Origin of the sequence: uncultured Jatrophihabitans sp. (assembly GCF_964251945.1) — a bacterium.
In the GTDB taxonomy this organism is placed as follows: Bacteria; Actinomycetota; Actinomycetes; order Mycobacteriales; family Jatrophihabitantaceae; genus Jatrophihabitans.
Map to the genome: position 1 here is coordinate 406,594 of NZ_CAXULP010000002.1, position 26,004 is coordinate 432,597.

Annotated in this window: 29 protein-coding genes; 20 read left to right on the forward strand and 9 right to left on the reverse strand. The window is 69.7% G+C overall.

Annotated features, from left to right (window positions below):
• The first annotated feature begins 258 nt into the window (after positions 1–258).
• Entirely contained in the window at positions 259–2,577 is a 2,319-nt protein-coding gene (locus ACFFBG_RS06860; RefSeq protein ID WP_375476978.1) for a LamG domain-containing protein, read from the forward strand.
• A 114-nt stretch (positions 2,578–2,691) separates the two neighbouring features.
• Entirely contained in the window at positions 2,692–3,585 is an 894-nt protein-coding gene (locus tag ACFFBG_RS06865) for a class I SAM-dependent methyltransferase (protein WP_375476980.1), read from the forward strand.
• 41 nt (positions 3,586–3,626) lie between these two features.
• Here the strand turns inward: ACFFBG_RS06865 and ACFFBG_RS06870 are convergent, their stop codons facing one another.
• Positions 3,627–3,974 (reverse strand): hypothetical protein, encoded by a 348-nt coding sequence (locus ACFFBG_RS06870; protein ID WP_375476982.1) that lies wholly within the window; start codon positions 3,972–3,974, stop codon positions 3,627–3,629.
• A gap of 381 nt (positions 3,975–4,355) precedes the next feature.
• Between ACFFBG_RS06870 and ACFFBG_RS06875 the strand changes: the two genes are divergently transcribed.
• Positions 4,356–5,729, forward strand: a complete 1,374-nt coding sequence (locus tag ACFFBG_RS06875; RefSeq protein WP_375476984.1) for a recombinase family protein — start codon at positions 4,356–4,358, stop codon at positions 5,727–5,729.
• A 45-nt stretch (positions 5,730–5,774) separates the two neighbouring features.
• Here ACFFBG_RS06875 and ACFFBG_RS06880 read toward each other — a convergent pair whose 3' ends face one another.
• The gene (locus tag ACFFBG_RS06880) at positions 5,775–6,452 is read right to left on the reverse strand and encodes a recombinase family protein (RefSeq protein WP_375476986.1); all 678 of its coding nucleotides are present in this window, start codon (positions 6,450–6,452) and stop codon (positions 5,775–5,777) included.
• Positions 6,453–6,547: 95 nt separating this feature from the next.
• Here ACFFBG_RS06880 and ACFFBG_RS06885 point away from each other — a divergent pair, with 95 nt between their 5' ends.
• The 8 genes from ACFFBG_RS06885 to ACFFBG_RS06920 all read left to right on the forward strand — a co-directional run bounded on the left by ACFFBG_RS06885 (position 6,548) and on the right by ACFFBG_RS06920 (position 9,956).
• The gene (locus tag ACFFBG_RS06885) at positions 6,548–6,838 is read left to right on the forward strand and encodes a hypothetical protein (RefSeq protein WP_375476988.1); all 291 of its coding nucleotides are present in this window, start codon (positions 6,548–6,550) and stop codon (positions 6,836–6,838) included.
• Entirely contained in the window at positions 6,835–7,098 is a 264-nt protein-coding gene (locus tag ACFFBG_RS06890) for a hypothetical protein (RefSeq protein WP_375476990.1), read from the forward strand. Before ACFFBG_RS06885 ends, ACFFBG_RS06890 begins: the two co-directional genes overlap by 4 nt.
• The gene (locus tag ACFFBG_RS06895) at positions 7,095–7,562 is read left to right on the forward strand and encodes a hypothetical protein (protein WP_375476992.1); all 468 of its coding nucleotides are present in this window, start codon (positions 7,095–7,097) and stop codon (positions 7,560–7,562) included. Before ACFFBG_RS06890 ends, ACFFBG_RS06895 begins: the two co-directional genes overlap by 4 nt.
• Positions 7,563–7,575: 13 nt before the next feature.
• Positions 7,576–7,911 (forward strand): hypothetical protein, encoded by a 336-nt coding sequence (locus ACFFBG_RS06900; protein ID WP_375476994.1) that lies wholly within the window; start codon positions 7,576–7,578, stop codon positions 7,909–7,911.
• Positions 7,908–8,459, forward strand: coding sequence for a hypothetical protein (locus ACFFBG_RS06905; RefSeq protein ID WP_375476996.1), 552 nt, complete (start codon positions 7,908–7,910; stop codon positions 8,457–8,459). The genes ACFFBG_RS06900 and ACFFBG_RS06905 overlap by 4 nt, the downstream gene beginning before the upstream one ends.
• Positions 8,456–8,962 carry a hypothetical protein gene (locus ACFFBG_RS06910; RefSeq protein ID WP_375476998.1) on the forward strand — a complete coding sequence of 169 codons (507 nt, stop codon included), beginning with the start codon at positions 8,456–8,458 and terminating at the stop codon, positions 8,960–8,962. Before ACFFBG_RS06905 ends, ACFFBG_RS06910 begins: the two co-directional genes overlap by 4 nt.
• Positions 8,963–8,967: 5 nt before the next feature.
• Positions 8,968–9,438: a hypothetical protein gene (locus ACFFBG_RS06915; RefSeq protein WP_375477000.1), complete on the forward strand. Its 471-nt coding sequence runs from the start codon at positions 8,968–8,970 to the stop codon at positions 9,436–9,438.
• 317 nt (positions 9,439–9,755) lie between these two features.
• On the forward strand, positions 9,756–9,956 hold the full coding sequence (locus ACFFBG_RS06920) for a hypothetical protein (protein ID WP_375477002.1): 201 nt from the start codon (positions 9,756–9,758) through the stop codon (positions 9,954–9,956).
• 176 nt (positions 9,957–10,132) lie between these two features.
• On the opposite strand, the gene ychF is transcribed toward ACFFBG_RS06920, so the two are convergent.
• Positions 10,133–11,212 (reverse strand): redox-regulated ATPase YchF, encoded by a 1,080-nt coding sequence (gene ychF / locus ACFFBG_RS06925; RefSeq protein WP_375477004.1) that lies wholly within the window; start codon positions 11,210–11,212, stop codon positions 10,133–10,135.
• 162 nt (positions 11,213–11,374) lie between these two features.
• Here ychF and ACFFBG_RS06930 point away from each other — a divergent pair, with 162 nt between their 5' ends.
• The gene (locus tag ACFFBG_RS06930) at positions 11,375–12,787 is read left to right on the forward strand and encodes a DNA recombination protein RmuC (protein ID WP_375477006.1); all 1,413 of its coding nucleotides are present in this window, start codon (positions 11,375–11,377) and stop codon (positions 12,785–12,787) included.
• A gap of 139 nt (positions 12,788–12,926) precedes the next feature.
• Entirely contained in the window at positions 12,927–13,682 is a 756-nt protein-coding gene (locus tag ACFFBG_RS06935) for a DUF6542 domain-containing protein (protein ID WP_375477008.1), read from the forward strand.
• Here the strand turns inward: ACFFBG_RS06935 and ACFFBG_RS06940 are convergent.
• Complete coding sequence (locus ACFFBG_RS06940; protein WP_375477010.1) at positions 13,669–14,655, reverse strand: 4-hydroxy-3-methylbut-2-enyl diphosphate reductase; 987 nt, start codon at positions 14,653–14,655, stop codon at positions 13,669–13,671. The two genes, ACFFBG_RS06935 and ACFFBG_RS06940, sit on opposite strands and share 14 nt — an antisense overlap.
• A gap of 43 nt (positions 14,656–14,698) precedes the next feature.
• Between ACFFBG_RS06940 and ACFFBG_RS06945 the strand changes: the two genes are divergently transcribed.
• From ACFFBG_RS06945 to ACFFBG_RS06965, 5 genes are all read left to right on the forward strand, one after another.
• Complete coding sequence (locus ACFFBG_RS06945; RefSeq protein ID WP_375477012.1) at positions 14,699–15,400, forward strand: hypothetical protein; 702 nt, start codon at positions 14,699–14,701, stop codon at positions 15,398–15,400.
• Positions 15,401–15,403: 3 nt separating this feature from the next.
• A complete protein-coding gene (xseA, locus tag ACFFBG_RS06950) occupies positions 15,404–16,597 on the forward strand; it encodes an exodeoxyribonuclease VII large subunit (protein ID WP_375477014.1) in 1,194 nt (397 codons plus the stop codon).
• Between the two features lie 47 nt (positions 16,598–16,644).
• Complete coding sequence (locus tag ACFFBG_RS06955; RefSeq protein ID WP_375477016.1) at positions 16,645–16,857, forward strand: exodeoxyribonuclease VII small subunit; 213 nt, start codon at positions 16,645–16,647, stop codon at positions 16,855–16,857.
• 338 nt (positions 16,858–17,195) lie between these two features.
• Positions 17,196–18,164, forward strand: a complete 969-nt coding sequence (gene glpX / locus ACFFBG_RS06960) for a class II fructose-bisphosphatase (RefSeq protein WP_375477232.1) — start codon at positions 17,196–17,198, stop codon at positions 18,162–18,164.
• 149 nt (positions 18,165–18,313) lie between these two features.
• A complete protein-coding gene (locus ACFFBG_RS06965; protein WP_375477018.1) occupies positions 18,314–19,708 on the forward strand; it encodes a class II fumarate hydratase in 1,395 nt (464 codons plus the stop codon).
• 68 nt (positions 19,709–19,776) lie between these two features.
• On the opposite strand, the gene ACFFBG_RS06970 is transcribed toward ACFFBG_RS06965, so the two are convergent.
• Positions 19,777–20,196, reverse strand: a complete 420-nt coding sequence (locus ACFFBG_RS06970; protein WP_375477020.1) for a VOC family protein — start codon at positions 20,194–20,196, stop codon at positions 19,777–19,779.
• 39 nt (positions 20,197–20,235) lie between these two features.
• On the opposite strand from ACFFBG_RS06970, the gene ACFFBG_RS06975 reads away from it, so the two are divergent.
• Positions 20,236–20,649: a VOC family protein gene (locus ACFFBG_RS06975; RefSeq protein ID WP_375477022.1), complete on the forward strand. Its 414-nt coding sequence runs from the start codon at positions 20,236–20,238 to the stop codon at positions 20,647–20,649.
• A 4-nt stretch (positions 20,650–20,653) separates the two neighbouring features.
• On the opposite strand, the gene dinB is transcribed toward ACFFBG_RS06975, so the two are convergent.
• The 4 genes from dinB to ACFFBG_RS06995 all read right to left on the reverse strand — a co-directional run bounded on the left by dinB (position 20,654) and on the right by ACFFBG_RS06995 (position 25,112).
• Positions 20,654–21,838 carry a DNA polymerase IV gene (gene dinB / locus ACFFBG_RS06980; protein WP_375477024.1) on the reverse strand — a complete coding sequence of 395 codons (1,185 nt, stop codon included), beginning with the start codon at positions 21,836–21,838 and terminating at the stop codon, positions 20,654–20,656.
• 61 nt (positions 21,839–21,899) lie between these two features.
• Entirely contained in the window at positions 21,900–23,291 is a 1,392-nt protein-coding gene (locus ACFFBG_RS06985) for a PhoH family protein (protein ID WP_375477026.1), read from the reverse strand.
• Between the two features lie 238 nt (positions 23,292–23,529).
• On the reverse strand, positions 23,530–24,348 hold the full coding sequence (locus ACFFBG_RS06990) for a sulfurtransferase (RefSeq protein WP_375477029.1): 819 nt from the start codon (positions 24,346–24,348) through the stop codon (positions 23,530–23,532).
• On the reverse strand, positions 24,345–25,112 hold the full coding sequence (locus ACFFBG_RS06995; RefSeq protein WP_375477031.1) for an isoprenyl transferase: 768 nt from the start codon (positions 25,110–25,112) through the stop codon (positions 24,345–24,347). The genes ACFFBG_RS06990 and ACFFBG_RS06995 overlap by 4 nt, the downstream gene beginning before the upstream one ends.
• A 167-nt stretch (positions 25,113–25,279) precedes the next feature.
• Here ACFFBG_RS06995 and ACFFBG_RS07000 point away from each other — a divergent pair, with 167 nt between their 5' ends.
• Entirely contained in the window at positions 25,280–25,936 is a 657-nt protein-coding gene (locus ACFFBG_RS07000) for a hemolysin III family protein (RefSeq protein WP_375477234.1), read from the forward strand.
• Positions 25,937–26,004 lie beyond the last annotated feature (68 nt).

Sequence of the window (26,004 nt, forward strand, 5' to 3'; positions counted from 1 at the left end):
GGGCTCGCCTCGGCTGCGGGGTCGCGGTCCTGCCAGGTGCACACGCAGACCTGCTGTGAGGTTGGTCGAAATCACGCCCTCGAGCGGCGTCCTAACCGCCATCTGACGTAGAGTCCAGCAAGCGGAACGGCACAACCCGGTCGAAACCGCTGGCTCGCCGGCCAGATCGGGGTGGTCCGGCCCAGGCGGACCGCTAAAGCGCGTCAGTCCCGGGGGGAACCCATGCGCCCTGCACGTCTCACCGCCCGTCGTGGCCTCATGGCCCTCTCGGCGGCGGCCCTGACGGTCGGTGTCGCCGCCGTGGTCACCGCCGACGCGTCAGCGGCGGGCGCCGCGGTCAGCCCGATCGCCTCCCGGCCGAGCGGCGCGGTCACCGCGGACGCGCTGCCCACCGTCCAGATCGACGGCGTGGCGTGGGCGCAGGTGATCGTCGGCAACACCGTCTACGTCGGCGGCAGCTTCGCCAACGCACGGCCGGCCGGCGCAGCGGCCGGGACGAGCCTGACGGCGCGCGCGAACCTGCTGTCCTACACGTTGTCGACGGGTGTGCTCAACACGTCGTTCGCCCCCTCGCTCAACGCCGCCGTGCGAGCGGTTGCCGCGTCACCCGACGGCTCGCGCATCTACGTCGGTGGCGCGTTCACCACTGCCAACGGCGTCACCCGTTCTCGCATCGCGGCCTACAGCACGTCCACCGGCGCCCTCATCACCACTTTCGCGCCGGCGGTGGGCACCCAGGTCAACTCCATCGTCGCGACCAACACGACGGTGTACATCGGCGGCCAGTTCAGCGCAGTGGGGGGTGTGACGCGCAAACACGTCGCGGCGCTCAACGCGTCGAACGGCGCGTTGACGGCGTGGAATCCCAATGCCGACGGCAACGTGAACGCGATGGTGCTCACACCGGATGGCAGCCGGGTGATCCTCGGCGGCGCGTTCGAGCATGTCGGCGGGCAGGCTGAGTACGGCCTGGCCGCGGTCAACGCCACGACCGGGGCGGTCGGCTCGTGGGCGGCCAACCAGTCGGTGCGCGACGCCGGCGCGAACGCCGCGATCGAGAGTCTGCGCACCGACGGCACGTCGATCTTCGGCACCGGCTACAACTACAACAGCGACGACGGCAACCTCGAGGGCGCGTTCTCCGCCAACCCGACCACCGGCGCCCTGAACTGGGTGGAGAGCTGCCACGGCGACACCTACGACAGCTACCCCAGCCCGTCGGCCGGCGTCGTGTACGTGGTGAGCCACTCGCACTTTTGCGGTGATCTCGGCGGCTTCGGCCAGACCGACACGCCGTGGGTCGAGCACCGCTCGCTCGCCTTCACCATCAAGGCAACCGGCACGCTGCAGCACGACTACTTCGGCGGCCACTACAAGGACTGGTACGGCACCGCGAGCCCGTCGCTGGTGGGCAACTGGCTGCCTGACCCGTTGACCGGCACCTACACCGGGCAGGGCCAAGCCGCGTGGACGATCACCGGCAACTCCCAGTACGTCATCGAGGGCGGCGAGTTCCCGGTCGTCAACGGCGCCGCCCAGCAGGGTCTGGTCCGGTTCGCGATCCCGTCGATCGCGCCGAAGAAGCAGGGCCCGCGGGTGTACAGCACCGCCTTCTCACCGAACCTGTCCGCGCGCTCGACGAGTTCGGTGCGGGTGGCGTGGGAGTCCGACTGGGACCGCGACGACGCGTCGCTGACCTATAACGTCTACCGCAACGGCGGCACGAGCCCGGTGTACACGAAGACCGCGAGCTCGCTGTACTGGCAGCGGCCGATGCTGGGCTTCACCGACACCGGGCTGACCCCTGGCGCCAAGTACAACTACCAGGTCACGGCCACCGACCCGGACGGCAACATCGCCCACGGCGGGACGGTCTCCATCACCCTGCCGACGACCGCGCCGACCACGACCGCGTATGCCACCCAGGTGATAGCCGACGGCGCGAAACCCTACTGGCCGTTGGACGAGGCGAGCGGGACCTCGTTCAACGACCGCAACGGCTACAACGACGCGCTCGTCACCGGAACTGTGACGCGAGGCGTCACCGGGCCGGTCACGGGGACCAAGGCGACCACGTTCAACGGCACGAGCGGCGCCGGCTACCAGGAGCAGACCTCGGCGACCGGCCCCAACACCTTCAGCCTGGAGGCGTGGTTCAAGACCACGTCCACGAAGGGTGGCGAGGTCGTCGGCTTCGGCAGCGCGCAGACCGGCCTGTCGCAGACGAACGACCGCGCGGTCTACCTGGACAACACCGGGCACGTCTACTTCGACGTGCAGAAGAATGCCGTCCACTCGACCGCGGCATACAACAACGGCGCGTGGCACCAGGTCGTCGCGACGGTGTCGTCAGCGGGCACGGTGCTCTATGTCGACGGCGCGAAGGTCGCGAGCCTGGCGGGCGCGACGAACGGCCAGACGCTCTACCCCGGTTACTGGCGCGTCGGCGGGGACAACCTCGCCGGGCTCAGTGCCGCGCCGACCAGCAATTACCTGGCGGGCAGCATCGGCCAGGTGTCGGTCTACCCGACGGCTCTGACCGCGGCGCAGATCACGAAGCACTACAGCCTGCGCTGATCGAACGGCCCATGCGGCCCATGCGGCCAGTCGCCGAGTTGCACCTGCACGTCGAGGGCGATCATGGCCGAGCGAGTCGCTCAGCAGTCCAGCGCGCCGGCATATGCTCCACCGATGTCCAAGGTGAAGCAGGTTTTGGGTCGGGCGAAGGTGAACGCGGTCAAACTCGCCGCGGCGGCCAAGATGCCGCCCGTCGAAATGGTCGGTCACTACTACTCCCCGCTCACGAATCCGGCCGACGCCGAGCGGGCGATCACCTGGGCGTCGTCGACAAAGATTCCGGTCGGCGTGAACATCGACCTGGCCGCCACAGCTGCGCTTGCTGCAGAACTCGCGCCGCTCTGGTCCGATCTCGACGTCAGTACCGGGCGCTACCACCGTTCCCTCATGTTCGAGGCGATCGACGCGGCGATCTACCAATCGATGCTGCGGCATTTCCGGCCGGCCCGTGTCCTCGAAGTCGGCTCCGGATACTCGACAGCGGTCGCGCTGGACACCATCGAACGATTCGCGCTCGACACGCGGATCGAGTGCATCGAGCCGAATCCAGAGAGGCTGTTGCAGCTCCTCCGCGAAGACGACGATGTCCCTCTCCGCCAGTCGTTCGTCCAAGACGTCCCGCTCGACGTGTTCGACAGCCTGTCCGCCGGTGACTTCCTGTTCATCGATTCGACCCACGTGGCGAAGGCCGGCTCTGACGTCGTCTGGACGACGCTGCGCGTGCTGCCCCGCCTGAAACCTGGGGTCATCGTTCATATTCACGACATGTTTTGGCCGCTGGAGTATCAGGCCCGTTGGTTGCGCGGGCGTCGCGATTGGAACGAGATCTACCTCATTCACGCTTTTCTTTCGGGAAATCCGAGCTGGCGAGTGCTCCTATTCAACGACCAGGTGCTGCTTGACCGCCCGGACCTCGCCAGCAAGTATTTTCCGGACATGCCGGGACATCGCCCCGGCGGCCTATGGCTCGAACGGCTGCCCGATAAGACATCAGCGCCGCAGCAATAAAGTCGCTCAATCCGCACGACGCAACCGCGCTTGAAATCGCGCTAGGGCGCGCACTTGATCTCGTGCCCGTCGCTGCCGACGGGGCCCTTGGCCGCGGTCGCGCCGATGGGCTCGACGGAGGGCGGTGCGACACGTGGCTGCGCGCCCGACATGGCCGTCAAGTCGACGACCACGCGGGGGCGCTTGCCGTCAGTCCCGTGGCGCACCTGAATGCCGTTCGGTCCGGCCGGCACGGAGATGGCGGTCTCGAACGGCGCCGCACGCGTTGACGACAGAAACGTCAAGGCGTGCGTTGTCAGGTAGAACCTCGCCTCGGTCACGCGCTCGGTGTCGTCGCGAAGGACGAAGGTTGTCGGCACGATGGCGCCGTCGAGCTTCGACAGCAGCACGGTGGTGCCGCTCGCGACGACGTCCGCGCCAATCCTGAGCGGGTCGACACCGGCGTGCTCGGCACTGTCGACGGGGCGGTCGTCGCGGAAGACGTATGGCGCGCGGCCGGGCCGGTGCCCCGGCGATCAACGTCAACGCCGCCATAACCGCTGCGGGCCGCCGCATCCTCGACGACCACCGGCCCCTCATCCCGCGGCTCCGATCCACGCGATCTCGGTCACGAGACACATCATCCGGGCAGATCGTCGCGGTGGCGACCAGCGGCCATGTCAACCCACGCCTGAGCTGGCTCACCGGACTCGACAAAGCCCAGTCTGCTGATTCGCAGGAGGATCAGACGTTGAAGCGGAACTCGACCTGATTACGTTATCGTGCAACGTATGTCCCTGGCCCCATCTGCACGTCCGACGCGCTGCGCGATCTACCTTCGACAGAGCCTCGATCTGGCGGGCGATCGGCTCGCGGTCACCCGTCAGCGGGAGGACTGTCAGAAGATCGCGCAGCAGCGCGGCTGGACCGTTGTCGCCGAGTACGTCGACAACTCGATCAGCGCGTCCGATAAGCGCATGGATCGGCCCGGCTACAACGATCTGGTCCAGGCGTTCAGCGCGGGCGAGTTCGATGCGCTCGTCTGCTACGACCTCGATCGGCTGACGCGTCAGCCGCGTCAACTGGAAGATTGGATCGACGCCGCCCAGGAGCGAGGTCTGCTGCTCGTGACAGCCAATGGCGAAGCCGACCTCTCGACCGACGGCGGCCGTCTGTTCGCTCGCATTAAGGCGTCAGTTGCCCGGGCGGAGGTCGAGCGAAAGTCTGCGCGTCAGAAGCGTGCCGCGCTCCAGCGCGCCGAGGAGGGTCGTCCTCCCAGCGGTGTGCGGCTGACGGGCTACTCGATCGACGGCAAGATCGTCAAGAACGAGGCCGACTTGGTCCGCTCGATCTTCCACCGCTTCCTCACGGGTGACTCACTGAAGGGCATCGCGGCGTGGCTCAACGCATCAGGCCAGCCCACTCGCAACGGACACGCGTGGAATCCGTCGACACTGCGCAGCATGCTGGTCAATCCTCGATATGCCGGGCTTGCGATCTACTGCGGAGAATCGACCGGCAGGCAAGGGTCGTGGCCCGCCCTCGTCGACGAGACCACCTACGCCCTCGTTCGCGACAAGATCACCGACCCGCGGCGACGCACTCAAGTCGGCACTGATCGCAAACATCTTGGCTCAGGTCTGTTCCTGTGCGGCGTATGCGACCGGCCGGTGCGCTCTCACAGCGGCGGCCGGTATCGCTGTCCCGCTGGCGGGCACGTCACGCGACTGTCGTCGTCCATCGATGCCTTCATCCTCGCCGTACTGCGTGGACGTCTCGCTCAGCCCGACCTCGCAGACGTGTTGCACCGTCCCGACAGTCCTGCCGCGCAGCGTCACGCTGAAGAGGTCACGCGCTTGCGCGATCGACTCGCGGCGATCGAAGGCGATTACGACGGTGGCCTAATCGACGGTCGTCGCTACAAGATCGCAACCGACAAGATCCGGGCCGAGCTCGCGAACGTCGAGCGCAAGCGGATTCGCTCGCTCGCGGGCGTCGGCGCAGGAGCAACCCTCAGCGCACCCGATCCGGTGGCCGCCTTCGACGCCTCACCGCTGGGCGCTCAGCGAACGGTCCTCGATGCGCTCATGACCGTGCGTCTGCTGTCTGCGGCTCGTGGCCACAAGTTCGCGCCGGAGACGGTTGTCATTGAATGGTCGAGCTAGGGTCGCGGACCCGGCAGCGTTGATCTTCAGTGTCGCAAAGGCGCACTACTGGGCGCGGATGAGGATCTGTCGGACAGTGCTCGCGTACCACGCGCCGATCTTGCCGGTTGCGGTGGGCACATTCCGCTTGTTCAGCTCGTCGGCGATCTTGCGTAGCGACCAGCCCTCATCGGCCATGCCGACGATCAGACGCTCTGTGCGCGTCGACAGCTTGGACGTCGGTCCGGGAGAACCATTCGGCCAGCCTTCCCGCTTTCGCTGCGTCATGACCTCTCGCGTTCGCTGGCTGATGATCTTTCGTTCGTACTGCGCGACCGAGGCGAGCACGTTGGCCATGAGGTCGCCCGCCGGCGTACTCGTGTCGACGCCCAGATCGAGTGCGACGAGCTGCCATCGCTTTCGCTTCGCCCGATCCATAAGCTGCGCGAAATCCGCCACACTGCGGCTGAGCCGATCGACACGCTGGGCGAGCAACACATCCGCCTCGCCGCGATCGAGCCGATCAAGCGCCAACGTGAGCTGAGGACGCTTCGCGATGGTCGCGCCCGACAATCCCTCGTCGGCGACGATCTCGACGTCCCAACCACGGCGCTCAGCCTCAGCCAAGAGCGTCGCGGTCTGCGTCGCGAGGGACGCGCCCTCGTCAACCTGATCGGCCGTGCTCACGCGGATGTAGAGAAGCGCGAGCTTGCTCTGACGTCGTGTCTTCGTTCGGGATGCCATGACTCACTGTACATAGTTCGTTCGAACTATGTACACAGCGACACGCGTGCAAACGTGGGAGTTCTCACCGCGGCCCGATCGAAACGTGGACGGGTGTGCTGAGTATCGAGCAGGTGCGAGCGACCACGCCTGACGCCGTCCAGCGCCTACCGCGCTCGGGCAAGTCGGCGTCGGCTGGCAACGCCTCGCCCCGCGTCCGTCATCTGCGCTCCCAGGTGGCAGCCGCGGCCCGTCACGGTGGTGATGCGACCGATGCCAAGCGCGAGCTGGTCATGACCACTCTGGAGGCGTACGTCCGTCGCGTCGTTGAGAGTGCACCGCCGTTGACGGACGCGCAGCGCGAGCGAATCGCAACGCTGCTGAGGCCACCCGAGGTCGAGACATGAGAACGGCGGGCGCTGCCGACACCCGCCGTCTCGTGACCCGAACCGCATCCCATGCTTTCGCAGCCGGATCGAGTCTGGCACAGCCCGGCGACAAGAAGCGGGCCGAGTGGTGCGGCGGCGTCGATGAATGCCGCGAGTCGACGCGCATGGCCGAGCATCCCGAGACACGTCTGCCGATGCCGTGCCCGATCTGCGGAGATCCGTGGAGCCCGAAGTATCGGCTGGTGCGGCCCGAGCCCACGCTGTTCGAGGTGCCATGACCTGGCTCAAGCTGTCCGACGACTTCGCTGACGATCTTGCGCGTGGGCACGTGTCCGATCGCGCGTTTCGCACCCACGTCGAGGGACTGCTGTGGACGATGCGACGCGAGACCGACGGTCTCATCGACGCGCAGGATGTACGGCGCTTCGCCGAGGCGACCGATCCCGATGCGGCGATCGTCGAGCTAGTCAGTCTTGGCCACTGGCAAGCGCTCGCAGACGGGTCGTGGCAGATCGTCCATCACATGAATCATCAGCCGGACGCGGCCACGATCGAGAAGCGCAGGAACGCCAACGCCGAACGTCAGAAGCTGTATCGCAAGAACAACTCGAGCAGTCCGGCGAAGCCATCCAAGTCACAGGACTGCAAGCGGTGCGAGGGCGGCGGGTGGGTGCTCGCCGTTGACGGCAGCGACTACGAGCGCGACGCCGACGACAACACGATCAAGTGCTATCACCGATGAGAAGGACCGGCCGATGAGTAACACCCCACGTAACGCCGTTAGTAGCGGCGTTACGAGCGACGTGACCCGGGACGGGTCGGGAAGAGAAAAGCGCAGTGCCAGAACTGGATGGAGTTACCGCGAGCTGTTTGACCTCGTAGACCGTCAAGAGCGTCGCGCGGCGTCTGTGCGTCTCGCCGTACTGATCGCGGCCGGCGTGTCCATCGGCGAGGCTGAGGCGGTCGCTGACGGACGAAACGACCTGAACGCGTCTGATGATGCGCAACCGCAGCCCGCGCCCGTCAGCTTGTCGTTGGGCGAGATCATCCTGGCGCTCGCCGGCGTCTCGCCGAACGGGGCCGGTCGATGAACGATGAGGACGCCGATCTGTGGGGCGTGGCGACAGCTGCCGTCCTCGAGGTCGCCGACGACGCCGAGGACGGCGACGACCTGATGAAGCTTTGCGTCACCGCGATTGGCCGCGTGGCGCCCGGCCTCACCGACGAGGCGGAGGCGCGTGCGCTCACGTTCATCGAGCGCATCGCGAAGGCGTGGCAAGGCAGCGCGCCGACCATGCGCGAGGCCATCGGCTTCGCAGCCGTCCCGGACACAGTGCGTCAGCCCATGAGAGTCGCCGAAATCCTGTGGGCTGGCGAGATGGCGGACACGTGCGAGCACAGACCGCGTCCCGAGGACGGCCATCCTGTGTGGACGGTCGCATGGCGCGAATCCACGACGGTCGTCTGCGACCGCGAGACGTGCCGCGGGTTGATCCTCAGGAACGCGCCGACGTGGTGCTACGGCTGCGGTGTCGACAGGCCCGACAATCCCTCGTCGGCGACGGTCGTCCAGTTCGGACTGCTGCGTTATGTCACCCCGCTCTGCGCGGCATGCATCATCGAAGGAGACTCGGTATGACCAGACGACGCGATCCCGCCAGCATTCCCACCCCCGAGATCATGGCTCGCCTCGATCGTGTCCGTCCGGGCTGGCACAATCTGCCGGCGGATTCGCCCGAGATCGAGCGCGCCGTCGCCGACGTCATCGGACTGGCTTATCTGGCCGCGCCGGACGTCGATCAAACAGGCCTCCCGCGCAGTCGATACGCCGGCTGGGCGGGCCACGCCAGCCCGCCCGACGTCGAGCAGTACCGACGCAGCTTGCAGGCCACGCGAGACCACGACCACGGGCTGGCGCTGGACGAGGACGAGCGTCGCGAGCAGAAGAAACGCGAGGAGGCCGAACACGCGATCGCGCACCAGCGTTGGCTGGACGCCCAAGCCGCCGAGCAGTTCGAGGAGCTGCGTGCTGCCGCCGAGCGGAACGCAGACCGCAAGATGCCGCTGTCAGACGTCGCCGAACAGACGATCGAGCAGTCGAGTGGACACCATCGACTATTCCGCGGCCGCGGAAGGGACTGACAGTGATGCGAAGCAAGCGAACACCCACCGCTGTCGAGGTGACCCGCCGTCGCGCCCAAGCGACCGAACTGCGGGCCGCCGGTCTCACGTACGACCGCATCGCCCAACGACTGCTCGAAGAATCGGACACGCCAGCCAGCTATGACCGGGCTGCCGCCTGGCGTGACGTAGAAGCCACGCTCGCGGAGATGATCCGCGAGCCCGCCGAGTCGCTCGTGGCAATGGAGTCCGATCGCCTCGACCGGCTACAGGTCGGGGTGTGGACGCGAGCGATCCGGGGCGATCTCGACGCCATCGGAGCGGTCCTACGGATCATGGATCGGCGAGCCCGTCTGCACGGCTTCGACAAGGCGCAGGCGCAGCCGATCATGGCCGCTATCTCGATTGTCGACACAGCGGATCAAGCCGAACTCCAACGAGAAACGCTCGCCGCGATTGACGCGCTGCTGCCGCACGCCGCCCAGCTTCCACTTTGACGGTTCCGGAGACCAACACATGGGAGACCAACAACCGCCCCGGTTGACGCTTCATGTCACCAACCCATTCGCGCCCACCTTGTCGGGCGACGACTGGGTGCGCGGCATAGCGTGGATCATCGAGACGCTCGCCGATCGCAGACCCGCCGTGCCTCGATCTGAGCTACTGGCGGCGGCACAGTTGATCCGCTACGGGAAGGCGACGACTGCGGCAGGCGATCCCGAACTGCTCGTAGCGGTCGACCGACTGTGCGCCACGCTGGCCCGTCCCAGACGAGGGAAATAACGCCGTGCTCGAGCGGACAGTGCGAAGAGACTTGATCGTCCGCACCGCAGAAAGAATCCGCCTGCGATTGAGCGATCTCGACCTCGATCCGATGAGCGACACCGAGTTGGCCCACTGGCGCGGCATGCTCATTGCGCTGGAGCACGCCTTGGGACAGCCGCCAAGTCTGGACGACGGCGAGGCGGCCGCGCTGCTCGCGCAGCTGACGATTCGGGAGGAGAACCACGCATGACGCGACAACGACCGAGCGCTGAGGCCACCGCTGAGGCGGCCGATCTGCTGCGCGCTGTGCTCGACAGTCTCCCGCCCGAGGGAACGCGCAGCGACGCGGTGACGCGACACATGATCGCCGGGGCTGTCATCGCGCTCGACGCGACCGTCGCACCAGATCGGAAAGCCGATCGATCCTCATGACGTTTTGCTGAAGCGGAACTCGACGACATCGCCGTCGGCCATCACGTAGTCCTTGCCTTCGATGCGCACCTTGCCGCGCGAACGGGCCTCGGCCGTCGAGCCGGCGTCGACCAGTTCGCCGTAAGAGACGACCTCGGCCTTGATGAAGCCTCGCTCGAAATCGGTGTGGATCACGCCGGCCGCCTGCGGGGCGGTGGCGCCGGCCTTGATCGTCCAGGCGCGCGATTCCTTCGGCCCGGCCGTCAGAAACGTCTGCAGCCCGAGCGTGGCGAAGCCGACCCGAGCGAGCTGGTCGATGCCGGACTCCTCCTGGCCCATGGACTGCAACAGCTCGAGCGCCTCGTCGTCGGACAGCTCCATCAGCTCGGACTCGGTCTTCGCGTCAAGGAAGATCGCTTCGGCCGGCGCCACCAGCGCGCGCAGGTCGTCGGTGAACGCGGTGTTCGCGATCTCGTCGGGATCGACGTTGAAGACGTAGATGACCGGCTTGGCGGTCATCAGCTGCAATTCCCGCAACGGACCACCCGCCAGCCCGGCGGCGAAGACGGTGACACCTCGCTGGAGCGCCTCGCGGGCCTCCTCGGCGGTCGCGACGATTGCCTGGCGGTCCTTGTGCAACCTCGCTTCCTTCTGCAGCCGGGGCAGAGCGTTCTCGACTGTCTGCAGATCGGCGAGGATTAATTCAGTCTCGATGGTTTCGATGTCGTCGGCCGGGCTGACCTTGCCGTCGACGTGCACCACGTTGGGGTCGTCGAAGGCGCGGATGACCTGGCAGATCGCGTCGGCCTCGCGGATGTTGGCCAGGAACTTATTGCCGAGGCCCTCACCGGTGCTTGCGCCGCGCACGATGCCGGCGATGTCCACGAACGACACCGTGGCCGGCACGACCTTGGCGGAGCGGAACAGCTCGGCGAGCACGGCCAGCCGCTTGTCCGGCACGCCGACGACGCCGACGTTGGGGTCGATCGTCGCGAACGGGTAGTTGGCGGCGAGCACGTCGTTCTTGGTCAACGCGTTGAACAGCGTCGACTTGCCGACGTTGGGCAGCCCGACAATGCCGATGGTGAGACTCACAGGCCGCCAGTCTACGGACGCCACGGCCGCGGTCCCGCCGCCGTCATGCTCCCCTTCGCCGTCATGCTCTCCGCACGCCATGACGACCCGTGAGCATGACGGGTGGGGGCGTCGGCGCGTCGCTCGCCGAAACTGTCGGACCGCGGTGTGAGCATCGAACACATGAACACCACCGTCCTGCTCGTCGCGGTACTCGGCCTCGCCGCCGGCCTCGTGATCGGGCTGCTGCTGGGTCGCGCTCGAGCCGATATGACGGGCCGGGCGGCGCTGGGCGCGGCTGCCGCCGAGTCGCGCGACGCGCGCGAACAACTGGCCCGGGTGAGCGCCACGCTCGCCGCGGAACGCGCCGCCGCCGAGGTGGCCGCACACGAGCGCGGCCAGGCGCAGGCCGCGGCCGAGGCGCGGCTGCGCGAGGCGTTCACCGCCCTCGCCGGCGACGCGCTGCAACGCAACAACGAGGCCTTTGCCGCGCTCGCCGAAGCGCGGCTGTCGACCGTCAAGGCGAACGCCGACGGCGAGCTCGCGCAGCGTCAGCAGGCGATCGAGGGCCTGGTGGGTCCGATGCGCGAGTCGTTGGATCGGGTGCAGCACCAGCTGCAGGCGGTCGAGAAGGAACGCGCCGGCTCCTACTCCGCGCTGTTGAGCCAGGTGGCCATGATGCGCACGACGTCGGAACAACTGCAGCGCGACACCACCTCGCTGGTCACCGCCCTACGCGCGCCGCAGGTGCGCGGCCGTTGGGGCGAGATGCAGCTGGAACGCGCGGTCGAGGCGGCCGGCATGACCGAGCACATCGACTACGTCACGCAGGCGACCGCGGCCGGCCCGGACGGCAAGGTGCGTCCCGACCTCGTGGTGCGCCTGGTCGGTGGCAAGAACGTGGTGGTCGACTCGAAGGTCGCCTTCAGCGGTTATCTGGAGGCGATGGAAGCCAAGGATGAGGCCACCCGCAACGCGCGTCTCAAGGCCCACGCCCGGCACCTTCGCGACCACATCGACCAGCTCGGCGCGAAGTCCTACTACGAGCACTTCGCCCCCTCGCCGGAGTTCGTCGTCTGCTTCGTGCCCGCCGACGCGTTTCTCGACGCGGCGCTGCGCGAGGAACCTGCGCTGCTCGAGCGGGCCTTCGAGCGCAACGTGGTGGTGGCTACACCGTCGACGTTGGTCGCGCTGCTGCGCACGGTGTCCTATACCTGGCGGCAGGAGGCGCTCGCCGCGAACGCCGCCGAGGTGCACAAGCTCGGCCGCGAGCTCTACCAGCGGTTGTCCACGATGGGCGGGCACATCGACAAGCTCGGCCGCTCGCTGAACAACGCGGTCGGCGACTACAACAAGACGGTGTCGTCGCTGGAAAGCCGGGTGCTCGTCACCGCGCGCAAGATGGTCGAGCTCAAGGTCGTCGAGCCCGGCGAGCAGGTGGCGGTGCCCGCGCAGGTCACCGAGAACGCGCGATCCACCCAAGCGCCCGAGCTGACCGAGCAGCGGGTGGTCGCACTGCCGAAGGCGCGGGTGCCGATCGGGCAGGGCGAACTGCTGGCAGGCAGCGAGGTGAGCGAGCGCCGCGCGACGTCCTGACCCCCGCCTCATCCGCTGACGCGGGTGCGGCGCAGTGCGACGCGGCGCGGTGTGGGTCGCGCGCGTCGGCGGTGGGGTCTCAGCCGGGCCGGGTACGTTGACGACAGGCGGTCGTCCGTCCGCTCGTTTGGAGCCTGCCGTGACCCACCCCGCCGATCCGTCGGCCGACGACGGCTGGGGTCCGTCCACAAGCGTGCGCTTCGGCGCCGACGACGGCCACCAGCGAAGCGGCGGTCAGGACAGTGGCGACGGCTGGTCGCCGGCCGGCCCGGCGCCGGATCGCCAGCGCAGCTCAACGAGCCGGGCCGATCGACGCATCGAACGGCAGATCGAGAGCCTGCGGCCGGCTCGGGACCGCGCCACGCCCAACCCGCGTCACGCGCCCGACCCGCGTCACGCGCCCGACCCGCGTCACGCGCCCGACCCGCGATACGCGCCCGACCCGAGACATGCGCCGCAGCCCAACGGCAGGCCAGCAGCCGAGTGGCAAGCACAGCAGCCTGCGGTGGCCGACTACGCCAAGCCACCCGAGCGAGGGCTGCCTTGGTGGGCGGCGCTGGTGATGCTCGTCGTGCTGGCGGCAATCGGCGGCGTCATCGACACCATTGGCTCGATCTCCGTCCGCGGCGGCTTCAACATCGGCATCGTCGTGGCGTCCGTAATCGCAGTCGTGATCGTGAAGCGGTCGCACATGTTCCCGATCGTGATCGCGCCGCCGATCGTCTACTCGGTCGGCGCGCTGTTCCAGCTCTACCTGCGCTCGAGCGGACTGCACGACAAGAAAGTCGTCTTCGACGCCGCCGCGAACTACCTCGTGTACGGCTTCCCGGCGATCGCCGCCGCGACGGCCGCCGTGCTGATCATCGCCGGCCTCCGGATGATCACCCGGAAGTAGCCGCTCGCGAGACCCGCAGGTCGCGCCGGAGCTCCTGCGGCAGCGCGAACGTCAGCCGCTCTTCGACGTGGGTGACCTCGTCGGTGGCGTCGTACCCCCGATCGGCGAGCCAGGCCAGCACCTCGGTGACCAGCACCTCGGGCACCGAGGCGCCGGACGAGAGGCCGACCGTGCGCACCCCGGCCAGCCAGCCTTCCTCGATCGCCGCGGCGTTCTCCACGAGATGCGCCTGCGGCGCGCCCGCGGCCAGCGCCACCTCTACCATTCGCACCGAATTCGAGGAGTTCGACGAGCCGACCACGAGCAGCAGGTCGACCTGCGGCGCGATGATCTTGACCGCCGCCTGGCGATTCTGGGTGGCGTAGCAGATGTCGTCTGACGGCGGCGACTGCAGCGCGGGGAACTTGCGCTTGAGCGCGTCGACGGTCTCCATCGTCTCGTCCACCGAAAGCGTCGTCTGCGATAGCCACACGACGTGCTCGGGGTTGCGGACCTCGATGCCGGCCACTGCCTCCGGCCCGTCGACGAGCGTGATGTTCGCCGGCGCCTCGCCGCTCGTGCCCACGACCTCTTCGTGACCTTCGTGGCCGATCAGCAGGATGTCGAAGTCCTCGTTGGCGAAACGCCGCGCCTCGTGGTGCACCTTGGTGACCAGCGGGCACGTCGCGTCGATGGCGCGCAGGTTGCGCGCGGCGGCCTGCTCGTGAACCTCGGGGGCGACGCCGTGGGCCGAGAAGACCACGATCGAGCCCTCGGGGACCTCGTCGTTCTCCTCGACGAAAATCGCGCCGCGCGCTTCCAGCGAACGGACGACGTGCAGGTTGTGCACGATCTGCTTCCGGACGTACACCGGTGCGCCGTAGTGCTCGATCGCCTGCTCGACCGTCTGCACCGCGCGGTCGACGCCTGCGCAATACCCTCGCGGACGGGCGAGCAAGACCCGCTTGGGCGCGTCCTGAGGCGTCGGTGACATAGCTGCGATGGTACGTGCGCCCGATTTGCGGCAGGCTGGGGTGATGCAGCTTCCCGGACCCGTCCGCGCCGCCGTCGGCCTCGTCGCGACGGCCGCCGACGAGGCGCGACACCTGCCGGACCGGGCGATCGAGCTGCCGATGCTCGCCGTCAGCACCGCGCTGCAGGTCTCGTTGCGCCTGCAGCAGCGCTACGCGCGGTTCACCGCCCGGGGTGACGCGATTCTCAACGGCCGACGCGGCAGCGAGGAGCCGCCGGACTGGGCGACCTTCGACGAGCCGGTGGCCGGCGCGGACTTGCGCGACCCCGACCGGGGCGACTCCGTCGCGCGCTCGACGGCGCGGACGGCAGCGAACGCCGGCGCGCTGCTCGAAGGGGTCTTCGGCGTCGACACCCCCGACAACGGCGCCGTCGACGCCGGGGCACCCCCCAAGTCGGCGGTGCGTAAGCGGCCCGCGAAGGCGCCGGCGAAAGATTCGACACCGACAGAGTCGAAGCCGAAGGGTCCGGCGTCGAAAGCCGACCCGGCGCCGCCACGCCCCGACCGCAGCAGCGCCGCCGACCGCAGCAGCGCCGCCAGCCGGAGTAGCGCTGCGCGAACGGCGGCCAAGAAGTCGACCAAGACGGTCAGCAAACCGCGGCATGCTCCGCCGTCGCGGTTCGACGCAGTCAACGACGACGCGGTCAATGACTCCGTCAACGACGACGCAGTCAACGACGCGACTCACGACGACGGCGACGCCTGACTCGTGGCCCGGTTGGAGACCTCGCCGGAGTCGCCGGTGCCCGTCCGCGTCGTCGCGCTGCGGATCGGCGAGTGGATCTCCCGGTTGGGCGAGATCTGGGTTGACGGACAGGTCGCCCAGCTGACCCGCCGGCCGGGGATGTCGACGCAGTTCCTCGTGTTGCGCGATCCCGATGCCAACATCTCGCTGTCCGTGACATGCCCGCGCTCGGTGCTGCCCGAGTCGGTCGCCGAGGGCAGCCGGCTCGTGCTGCGGGCCCGCCCGGACTTCTATCTCGAGCGCGGAACGCTGAGCCTGCGGGCGACCGAGGTGCGGCAGGTCGGCCTCGGCGAGCTGCTTGCCCGCCTCGAGGCACTGCGCACGCTGCTTGCCGCCGAGGGCCTGTTCGCCGCCGAGCGGAAGCGGGCGCTGCCGTTCCTGCCGCGCCGGATCGGCCTGATCACCGGTCGCGCCAGCGCCGCCGAGCGCGACATCGTCGAAAACACCCGCCGTCGAGCGCCGGGGGCGCGGTTCGAGCTTGCGAACGTCGCCATGCAGGGCGCATCGGCGGTGAATGAGGTCGTCGACGCGCTGGCCCGCCTGGACGCCGACCCGGCCGTCGACGTCATCGTCATCGCCCGCGGTGGCGGCAGCGTCGAGGATCTGCTGCCGTTCAGCAACGAGTCGCTGGTGCGCGCCGTGGCTGCCGCGTGCACGCCGGTGGTCAGCGCGATCGGACACGAGACAGACCGGCCGCTGCTCGACCTGGTCGCTGACCTGGCCGCGTCCACGCCGACCGACGCCGCCAAGCGGATCGTGCCCGACCTCGCCGCCGAACTGCGCGGCGTCGAGGAGCTGCGCGGCCGTGCGCGGTCGTGCGTGCGCACCCGGCTGAGCCGCGAGCGCGAACTCATGGCCGGGCTCCCCGAGCGGCTGCGGCGCACCGTGCGCGGCCGGCTGGACAGCGAATTGGACGACACCCAGCGCGCCCGCGCCCGCGCCCGCCGTCGGTTCGCCGCCCTGGTCGAGGCCGCGGACGCTGACCTCGCCCACACGCGAGCGCGGGTGCGCTCGCTCTCCCCGCAGGCGACCCTCGACCGCGGCTACGCCGTCGTCCGGCTGCCGGACGGCACGGTCGTGCGTGCGCCCGCGCAGGCGGTCGGGCCGCTGCGGGTGCGCGTGGCCGGGGGCGAGTTCGACGCTGCCGCCACCGGCTGAGCCCGGCGTGCGGCAACGGGTCGACGCGGCATTAGGGTCGACGGATCATGCCGGACGACCCGCCCTACGAGGAGGCCCGCGCCGAGTTGCGCGACATCGTCGGCAAGCTCGAGTCCGGCGGCCAGTCCCTCGAGGAGTCGCTCGCGCTGTGGGAGCGCGGCGAGCTGCTGGCCGACGTCTGCCAACGCTGGCTCGACGGCGCGAGCGTGCGACTCGACCAGGCGATCGCCGACCACGACGACGACAACAACCCCTCCTGAGGGACCCGCTTTCGCCGAATCAAGACTGGCTCAGCCTCGCTGTCACTCACTGTCAAGTCGAGGTGCAGGCAGTTCTTCACCGGTTTTGGGCTCGGGAACGATTTGGAACCAGATCGCGGGCCCGACGCCGTCCGGGGTCGATGAGGCGAAGGCAGGCGTCCACGCCCGGCAACAGGGGCGCTCGGTCTCGGCGACTCCAAGCGGAAACCTCGGTCTGCCAAGATGTAGCCCTTGCGTGCCGAGAGGAGCCCGCCTTGTCCGACGGACCCGTCCCCGACACCGGCAGTTCGAACGTCCCGCCCGCGCTTGCCGTCGCCGGCCAGGCGCCGGACCGCAACCTGGCGCTGGAGCTGGTGCGGGTCACCGAGGCCGCCGCGATGGCGGCCGGCCGCTGGGTCGGCCGCGGCGACAAGATCGGCGGGGACGGCGCGGCCGTCGACGCCATGCGAGCGCTGATCGGCACCGTGTCGATGCGCGGCATCGTCGTGATCGGCGAGGGCGAGAAGGACGAAGCGCCGATGCTCTACAACGGCGAGGAGGTCGGCGACGGCACCGGTCCGCTCTGCGACGTCGCCGTCGACCCGGTCGACGGCACCACGCTGATGAGCAAGGGCATGCCGAACTCGATCGCCGTGATCGCGGTGTCCGAACGTGGCTCGATGTTCGACCCGTCAGCGGTGTTCTACATGGACAAGATCGCCGCCGGCGTGGACGCGGCGCAGGCGATCGACATCACCGCGCCGGTCGCGGAGAACATCGCGCGGGTCGCGAAGGCCAAGCACGGCCACAACGAAGATGTCACCGTCTGCATCCTCGACCGGCCGCGGCACCAGCAGCTGGTCGAGGACGTCCGCGCCGCCGGAGCGCGGATCCGGTTCATCAGCGACGGCGACGTCGCCGGGGCGATCGCGGCCGCCCGTCCGGGCACCGGCGTCGACCTGCTGCTCGGCATCGGCGGCACGCCGGAGGGCATCATCGCCGCGGCCGCGCTGCGCTGCATGGGGGGCGCCATGCAGGCGCGGTTGTGGCCGCGCGACGACGACGAGCGGCAGAAGGCGCTCGACGCCGGCCATGACCTCGACCGCGTGCTGTTCACCGAGGACCTCGTCAGCGGCGACGACATCTTCTTCTGCGCCACCGGAGTCACCGACGGCGACCTCGTGCGTGGCGTCAAGTACTACGCCGACTCGGTGCAGACGGAGTCGATCGTGATGCGCTCGAAGTCCGGCACGATCCGGATCGTCGACTCGCTGCACCAGCTCGGCAAGCTGCGGGCATACTCCGCCGTGGACTTCGACCGGCACTGACCACCGGAGTTCGGCCAGCAGGGGGTACGGCCAGCAGGGGTACGGCCAGCAGGGGTACGGGCAGCAGCAGCTGAATCGGGACTCGGTCCCGGCCGCGCCGGCGTCCTCACTACGCTGAAGGCGTCGTCGGACCGAGGAGAGCGAACCCCGTGAGCGCTGCGCAGGAGTACCGCGTCGAGAAGGATTCGATGGGCGAGGTTCAGGTGCCGGTCGAAGCCAAGTGGCGGGCGCAGACGCAGCGGGCCGTCGAGAACTTTCCGATCTCCGGCCGGCCGATCGAGCGCGAGCTGATCGCCGCGCTCGCCGCGATCAAGGGCGCGTCCGCGGCCGTCCGGGGCAGCGAGGGCAGGCTCGACACCGCCAAAGCCGACGCGATCGCCGCCGCAGCCGCCGAGGTGGTCCGCGGAGATTGGGACGCCGAGTTCCCGATCGACGTCTTCCAGACCGGCTCCGGCACGTCGTCGAACATGAACGCCAACGAGGTGCTGGCCTCGCTCGCCAGCGACCGGCTCGGCGCGCCCGTCCACCCGAACGACGACGTCAACGACCCGTTCTCCTCCAACGATCAGTTCCCGGCGGCCATCCACATCGCGGCGACCCGGGCGATCACCGCCGAGCTGATCCCGGCGCTCAACCATCTCGAAGCAGCGCTCGCGGAGCGCGCGCGGGCGTTCGCGACGGTCGTCAAATCCGGCCGCACCCACTTGATGGACGCGACGCCGGTGACCCTCGGCCAGGAATTCGGCGGGTATGCGGCCGCGGTGCGCTACGGCGTGGAGCGGTTGCAGGGCGTGCTGCCGCGGGTGGGCGAACTGCCGCTCGGCGGGACGGCCGTCGGCACCGGCATCAACGCGCCGGCCGGCCTCGCCGCGACCGTCATCGCCCGGCTCGCCGACGACCTCGGCCTGCCGCTCACCGAGGCGCGTGACCACTTCGAGGCGCAGGGTTCGCGCGACGCGCTGGTGGAGGCGAGCGGCGTGCTGCGCACCATCGCCGTGGGGTTGAACAAGATCTCCAACGACATCCGCTGGATGGGCTCGGGCCCGCGCACCGGGCTCACCGAGATCTTCCTGCCGGATCTGCAGCCGGGCTCGTCGATCATGCCCGGCAAGGTGAACCCGGTGCTCGCCGAGGCGGTCTGCCAGGTCGTCGCGCAGGTGGTCGGCAACGACGCGGCCGTGGCGTGGGGCGGCGCGGCCGGCAACTTCGAGCTGAACGTCATGTTGCCGGTGATCGCGCGCAACCTGCTGGAGTCGATCCGGCTGCTTGCCAACGTGTCGCGGGTGTTCGCCGACCGCTGCGTGTCCGGGATCGAGGCGAACGAGGAGCGCTGCCGCGAGTTCGCGGAATCCTCGCCGTCCATCGTCACTCCGCTCAACCACTACGTGGGCTACGACGAGGCCGCGAAGATCGCCAAGCAGTCGCTCGCCGAGCGCAAGACGATCCGCCAGGTGGTGGTCGAGCGCGGCCACGTGCCAGGCAAGATCACCGAAGACCAGCTCGACAAGGTCCTCGACGTCCTCTCCATGACCACACCGAACTGACCCCCCGCAAGTTGTCCTCGCTTGCTCGGCCTGCACGCCGACGAAGCGAGGACACGTCGAGTGGAGAGTCAGTCGAGCGGGGTGATGTGGAAACGGCCGGTCGGGTCGCCGGTCCGCTCGGCCGCCGAGCGCTCGACGCAGAAGTCGTTGCCCTCGGGATCGGCCAGCCACACCCAACCCGGCCCCTCCGCCGTCCGGTGGTCCTCGACGAGCGTCGCCCCGAGCAGCAGCAGCCGCTCGACCTCCTCGTCGCGCGTCCGGTCGGTCGGCTGCAGATCGAGGTGCAGTCGGTTCTTCACGGTCCGCGGCTCCGGCACCGGGATGAACAGCATCGACGGACCGCGGCCGTCGTTGGGAAAGCCCGCCGCCACGAGCACCTCTGGGTCGTCGTCGGCGAACACATGCCAGCCGAGCACCTGCGCCCAGAACCCGGCGAGCGCGCGGGCGTCGGCGCAGTCCACGGTGATGTTGCGGTACCGGCTCGTCATGCTCGGGAACGGTAGCCGCAGGTGGTGCAGGATGGCGGCGTGGACTGGAAGCTCGAGGTCATCGTGGTGCCGGTGTCCGACGTCGACCGGTCGCTGGCTTTCTACGCCGGCCAGCTCGGCTTCGCACTCGATGTCGACCACCGCGACGGCGACTTCCGCGTCGTTCAGGTGACGCCGCCGGGCTCGGCCTGCTCGATCAGCTTCGGCCCGACGCTCAACCCGTCCCCGCCCGGCACGCTCGGCGGGCTGCAGCTGACGGTCGGCGACATCGAGCAGGCGCACGCGCTGCTCATCGAGCGCGGCGTCGACAACAGCGGCGTGCAGCACTTCGTCCACGGCGCGCCGCAACCTGGCCCGCACCCCGAGCGCGCGCCGTTCGGCTCGTTCATCTTCTTCGCCGATCCGGACGGCAACCGCTGGGCGGTCCAAGAGGGTGCGCGCGCGGCAACCTGACTCCTCAGTCGGGCAGCAGCGGCATCTCCAACCCGGCGTCGCGGCCGAGCAACGCGGCGCGCTGGACGGCCGCCCGGCCGAAGCGGTCGCGGATGCCGTCGAGCGCCGGGTCGAGCAACCCGCCTTCGCGCCGGCCGAAGGGCAGTTCGAGCTGCAGCACGTCGGCGTCGTCCAGGTTGCTGAGCGAGATGCCGACCAGGGTGAGCCCCTGCGCGTGAATCAGCGGCTGGACACCTGCCAGCAGCGCCCGGCCGGCGGCCAGGATCTCCGCGGTGTCCTGGGACGCGCGCGGCAGCGTGTGCGAACGGGTGGCGCGGGTGAAGTCGCCGAACCGCAGCCGCAGCACGACCGTCCGGCAGCGCCGGTCGGCATGGCGCAACCGGCCGCACACCCGCTCCACGAGGCCGACCAACGCGAGGTCGATGTCGCCGGGCTGGTGCGCGCGGCGGCTGCCCAGCGCACGCTGCGCGCCGATCGAGCGGCGCCGGCGGCCGACAGTCACCGGCCGCGGGTCGCGGTTGTGCGCGAGCGCGTGCAGGTGCCGCCCGACCCCGGGGCCGAGCATCGCCACCAGCGCCGCTGGCTCGAGTTGCGCCACCTCGCCGACGGCGAAGATCCCGCGCTCGTGCAGCTTCGCGGCGGTCTTCGCGCCGACGCCCCACAGCCGCTCGACGGGCAACGGATGCAGGAACCAGAGCTCGCCTTCGGGCGGGACGTAGAGCAGGCCGTCCGGCTTGGCGACTCCGCTGGCGACCTTGGCGAGGAACTTCGTGCGCGCGACGCCGACGGTGATCGCGAGACCGGCCCGCTCGCGGACGGCGGCGCGCAGCCGCACCGCGATCTCCACCGGCGTGCCGCGCACGCGCCCCAGCCCGCCGACGTCGAGAAACGCCTCGTCGATCGAGATGCCCTCGACGAGCGGCGTGGTGTCGGCGAACACCTCGAAGACCGCCTTGCTGGCGGCCGTGTAGGCCTCGAAACGCGGCGGCACCACGAGCGCTTCCGGGCAGAGTTCGCGTGCTTGCCGCCCGCCCATCGCCGACCGCACCCCGAACGCCTTCGCCTCATAGCTCGCCGCCAGCACCACGCCGCCGCCGACGATGACCGGCCGCCCGCGCAGCGCAGGATCGTCGCGCTGCTCGACGGAGGCGTAGAACGAGTCCAGGTCCGCATGCAGGATCACGAACATATGTTCGTATATGTGGGCCACTGGAGCAACCCCGGCATGCGCCGTGGCGGCCGGCTGCCAGTTAGAGCGGCAGGTCCTCGAGCATCTCGGTCACCAGCGCGGCGATCGGCGATCGCTCCGAGCGGCACAGCGTGACGTGGGCGAACAGCGGGTGCCCGCGCAGCGCCTCGATCACCGCCGCCACACCGTCGTGCCGGCCGACGCGCAGGTTGTCCCGCTGCGCGACGTCGTGCGTCAGCACCACCCGCGAGCCGGCGCCGATGCGCGACAGCACCGTCAGCAGGACGTTGCGCTCAAGCGACTGCGCCTCGTCCACGATCACGAACGAGTCGTGCAGCGAGCGGCCGCGGATGTGGGTCAGCGGCAGCACCTCGAGCAGGCAGCGGTCCAGCACCTCGTCCATGATCTCCGCGGACACGAGCGCGCCGAGGGTGTCGAACACCGCCTGCGCCCACGGCGCCATCTTCTCGTTCTCGCTGCCCGGCAGGTAGCCGAGCTCTTGGCCGCCGACCGCGTAGAGCGGCCGGAAGACGACCACCCGCTTGTGCGCGCGGCGCTCCAGCACCGCCTCGAGCCCGGCGCAGAGCGCGAGCGCGGACTTGCCGGTGCCGGCGCGCCCGCCCAGGGAGACGATGCCGATCTCCGGGTCGAGCAGCAGGTCGAGCGCGATGCGCTGCTCGGCGGAGCGTCCGCGCAGCCCGAACGCCTCGCGGTCGCCGCGGACAAGGCGCACCTGCTTGTCCGGCGTCACGCGGGCGAGCGCCGATCCCTTCACCGAGTGCAGCACCAGGCCGGTGTGGCACGACGAGTCGGCGACGGCGGCGAAGTCCGACGCGTCGGCGAGCTCGATCGGCGCGCCGTCATAGAGCGCGTCCACAGTCGCCGCGGACACGTCCAGCTCGGTCATGCCCGTCCAGCCGATCGAGTCGGCCACCGGGTGCATGCGGTATTCATCGGCGGGCAGGCCGACGCTCGCAGCCTTGACCCGCAGCGGCATGTCCTTCGTGACCAGCGTGACGGCCCTGCCCTCGGCGGAAAGGTTCAGCGCGACGGCGAGGATGCGCGAGTCGTTCGTGTCGATGCGAAAGCCCGCCGGCAGCCGGGACATGTCGGAGTGGTTGAGCTCGACGTGCAGCGTCCCGCCCGCCTCGCCGATCGGCACGGGCGCGTCGAGCCGGCCATGGGTGATGCGCAGCTCGTCGAGCACCCGCAGCGTCTGCCGGGCGAACCAGCCGAGCTCGGGGTGGTGCCGCTTGCCTTCCAGCTCGCTGATCACGACGAGCGGCAGGACGACCTCGTGCTCGGCGAACCGGCCCAGCGCTCCCGGATCGGAGAGCAGGACGGACGTGTCGAGGACGAAGGTGCGCAGGCCAGCTGCGCCCTGCTGGTCGGATGCGGGCTGGTCGGATGCGGGCTGGTCCGAGGCGGACGGATCGAGGCGGGCGGCAGTCACGTGACGCTCCTGACGGGGAGTCGGCGCATGGGCGCGCAGGCGCTCGTCGCGCAGTGGGGTTTCGACGCGGCCCCCGAACGACATGTGGCTCCGGGAGCCGAGCCGGCCCCCTCGCTGGTGCTCGCCACCGGTCAGGGACCTCCGTCAGCAGTCCGGGTTGGCCGGCCGCTGCACCGAACGCTACGTCTGCTCCCGTCGGGCCTTCCGCAGGCGCGCCAAACAGGTGGTTACGCGACGGTTAAACCTCGGTCGGCCGCGCGGGGTCGGCGCCCCACTGCGACCACGAACCCGGGTACAGCGCCGTGCTGCCGGCTGCTCCGTCGAGACCGGCCACCTGCATGGCCAACAAGTCGTGGCAGGCGGTCACCCCGGACCCGCAGTACGCGATCGCCGGGCGGTCGGCAGCGGCGGCGAACCGCGCGCGCAGGCTCGCCGCGGGCAGGAAGCGGCCGTCCGGGCCGAGGTTGTCGCCCCACCACGCGCTGAGCGCGCCGGGGATGTGCCCGGGACGCGGATCGACGCCGTCCTGCCCCGCCCGGTACCGGTCGCTCGTGCGCGCGTCGAAGACGACGGCGTGCTCTGCGGCCGCGACCTGCTCGGCACTCACGAACCGGCCGACCGGCCACGGCCGTGGCGCGCGTTCGACGGGCAGGGCGGCGACCGGCTCGGCGCTCAGCGCGCCGGGCCACGCCGCCAGCCCGCCGTCGAGCACCGCCACCGGCTCGTCCAGCACGTGCAGCAGCCACCAGAGCCGGGCGGCGACCGAGCCGCCGGCGTCGTCGTAGCAGACGACGCGGTCTCCGGCGGCGACGCCGATCCTGCCGAGCGCGGCGGCGAACCGCTCGGGGGTCGGCAGCGGATGCCGCCCGTCGGCGGGGGACGCGGGCCTGGACAGGTCTGCGTCGAGATCGAGCCGCACCGCGCCGGGGATGTGCCCGGCCGCGTACGCGTCCTGGCCGGAACGGCCGTCGAGGTACCAGCGCACGTCGATCACGTGCACGTCGGCCTGGTTGTGCTCGAGCCAGGCGGCGTCGACGAGCGGGCCGAACGCCGTCATTCGCCGAACCGGCGCTGCCGGGTGCCGAAGTCGCGCAGCGCGCGCAGGAAGTCGATCTTGCGGAAGTCCGGCCACAGGGCGTCGCAGAAGTAGAACTCCGAGTGCACCGACTGCCAGAGCAGGAAACCGCCGAGCCGCTGCTCCCCTGACGTCCGGATCACGAGGTCGGGGTCAGGCTGCCCCTTCGTGTACAGGTGCTCGGCGATGTGGTCGACGTCGATGATCTCGGCGAGCTCCTCGAGCGTGCTGCCCTCGGCAGCGTGTTCCTGCAGCAGCGACCGCACCGCGTCGGCGATCTCGCGGCGGCCTCCGTAGCCGACGGCGACGTTCACGGTGAGGCCGGGGCGATCCGCCGTCCGCTCCTCGGCCGCCTTGAGCGCGCGCGCCGTCTCGTCGGGCAGCAGGTCGAGCGCGCCGACGGCGTTCACCCGCCAGGGGTTGCCCGGCGCAGACAGCTCGGCGGCCACCCCGGCGATGATCTGCAGCAGCGACTCGAGCTCTTCCGGCGGCCGCCGCAGGTTGTCGGTGGACAGCAGCCACACCGTGACGTGACCCACGCCGGCTTCGCCGCACCAGTCGAGCAGGTTGGCGATGTGCCGGGCGCCCACCACATGGCCATGGCTGACGTCGTCGAAACCCGCCGCCCGGGCCCACCGCCGGTTGCCGTCGATCATGATCGCGACGTGCCGCGGCGTCGGCAGGCCGTCGAGATGGGTGCGCAGACGCCGCTCGTAGAGCGCGTAGATCGCCGAGCGCAGGCCCACGGGGGCACTCCCATTCGCTTGCCGTCGACTGAGCACCGTATCGCTGTCGACGACCGGGTGCGCGCGTGCCGCAGCGACCTACGCGCACAGCCCCCGCCAACGTACGGCGCCGTAGCGTTCGAGCCGTGACGTTTCAAGCCTCGACGCCGCCGACCGCCACCACCCAGCTGGCAACCGCCGTCGCGGAACTGAAGCCGCGGCTGCGCGGCTGGCTGCACGCTTATGCGGCGGTCATCTCCATCGCCACCGGCATCACGCTGATCGCTGTGGCGGCCGCCTTGCGCGGCGCGCCGGCAGCGGCCACGACGACGATCTACGCGCTGACGATCACCGGGCTGTTCGGGACCTCCGCGCTCTATCACCGCGTCAACTGGAAGCCGCGCGCGCACGCGGTGATGAAGCGCCTCGACCACTCGATGATCTTCGTGTTCATCGCGGGCACCTACACGCCGATCGCGGTGCTGACGCTCTCGCACACGGCGCGGATCGCCGTGCTGGTCGGCGTGTGGTCCGGCGCGCTGCTCGGCGTCGGGCTGCAGACGCTGTGGCGCGGCGCGCCCCGCTGGCTGTCCGCGCCCTGTTACATCGCGCTCGGCTGGGTCGCCGCGTTCGTCATGCCCGACCTGTTGCGCAACGGCGGGGTCGCGGCGTTCACGCTGATTCTGGTCGGCGGCGTCGTCTACACCGTCGGCGCCGTCGTCTACGCCCTCAAGCGGCCGAACCCCTACCCGGGCGTCTTCGGCTTCCACGAGGTCTTCCACCTCTGCACACTCATCGCGGCCGTCTGCCACTACGTGGCCGTCTGGCTGATCGTCCTCGCCTAGCCGCGCAGCGTGCTGCCGCACGGAATAGACGACTGTTTCTGTTGTTGTGTAATCATGTAAGCACAACA

Bases quoted from the DNA above. Each gene is read 5' to 3' on its own strand.
- ACFFBG_RS06860 (WP_375476978.1), top strand. From the start codon at position 259: ATGGCCCTCTCGGCGGCGGCCCTGACGGTCGGTGTCGCCGCCGTGGTC.
- ACFFBG_RS06865 (WP_375476980.1), top strand. From the start codon at position 2,692: ATGTCCAAGGTGAAGCAGGTTTTGGGTCGGGCGAAGGTGAACGCGGTC.
- ACFFBG_RS06875 (WP_375476984.1), top strand. From the start codon at position 4,356: ATGTCCCTGGCCCCATCTGCACGTCCGACGCGCTGCGCGATCTACCTT.
- ACFFBG_RS06880 (WP_375476986.1), bottom strand. From the start codon at position 6,452: ATGGCATCCCGAACGAAGACACGACGTCAGAGCAAGCTCGCGCTTCTC.
- ACFFBG_RS06890 (WP_375476990.1), top strand. From the start codon at position 6,835: ATGAGAACGGCGGGCGCTGCCGACACCCGCCGTCTCGTGACCCGAACC.
- ACFFBG_RS06895 (WP_375476992.1), top strand. From the start codon at position 7,095: ATGACCTGGCTCAAGCTGTCCGACGACTTCGCTGACGATCTTGCGCGT.
- ACFFBG_RS06900 (WP_375476994.1), top strand. From the start codon at position 7,576: ATGAGTAACACCCCACGTAACGCCGTTAGTAGCGGCGTTACGAGCGAC.
- ACFFBG_RS06905 (WP_375476996.1), top strand. From the start codon at position 7,908: ATGAACGATGAGGACGCCGATCTGTGGGGCGTGGCGACAGCTGCCGTC.
- ACFFBG_RS06910 (WP_375476998.1), top strand. From the start codon at position 8,456: ATGACCAGACGACGCGATCCCGCCAGCATTCCCACCCCCGAGATCATG.
- ACFFBG_RS06915 (WP_375477000.1), top strand. From the start codon at position 8,968: ATGCGAAGCAAGCGAACACCCACCGCTGTCGAGGTGACCCGCCGTCGC.
- ACFFBG_RS06930 (WP_375477006.1), top strand. From the start codon at position 11,375: ATGAACACCACCGTCCTGCTCGTCGCGGTACTCGGCCTCGCCGCCGGC.
- ACFFBG_RS06940 (WP_375477010.1), bottom strand. From the start codon at position 14,655: ATGTCACCGACGCCTCAGGACGCGCCCAAGCGGGTCTTGCTCGCCCGT.
- ACFFBG_RS06945 (WP_375477012.1), top strand. From the start codon at position 14,699: ATGCAGCTTCCCGGACCCGTCCGCGCCGCCGTCGGCCTCGTCGCGACG.
- ACFFBG_RS06955 (WP_375477016.1), top strand. From the start codon at position 16,645: ATGCCGGACGACCCGCCCTACGAGGAGGCCCGCGCCGAGTTGCGCGAC.
- ACFFBG_RS06970 (WP_375477020.1), bottom strand. From the start codon at position 20,196: ATGACGAGCCGGTACCGCAACATCACCGTGGACTGCGCCGACGCCCGC.
- dinB (WP_375477024.1), bottom strand. From the start codon at position 21,838: ATGTTCGTGATCCTGCATGCGGACCTGGACTCGTTCTACGCCTCCGTC.
- ACFFBG_RS06990 (WP_375477029.1), bottom strand. From the start codon at position 24,348: ATGACGGCGTTCGGCCCGCTCGTCGACGCCGCCTGGCTCGAGCACAAC.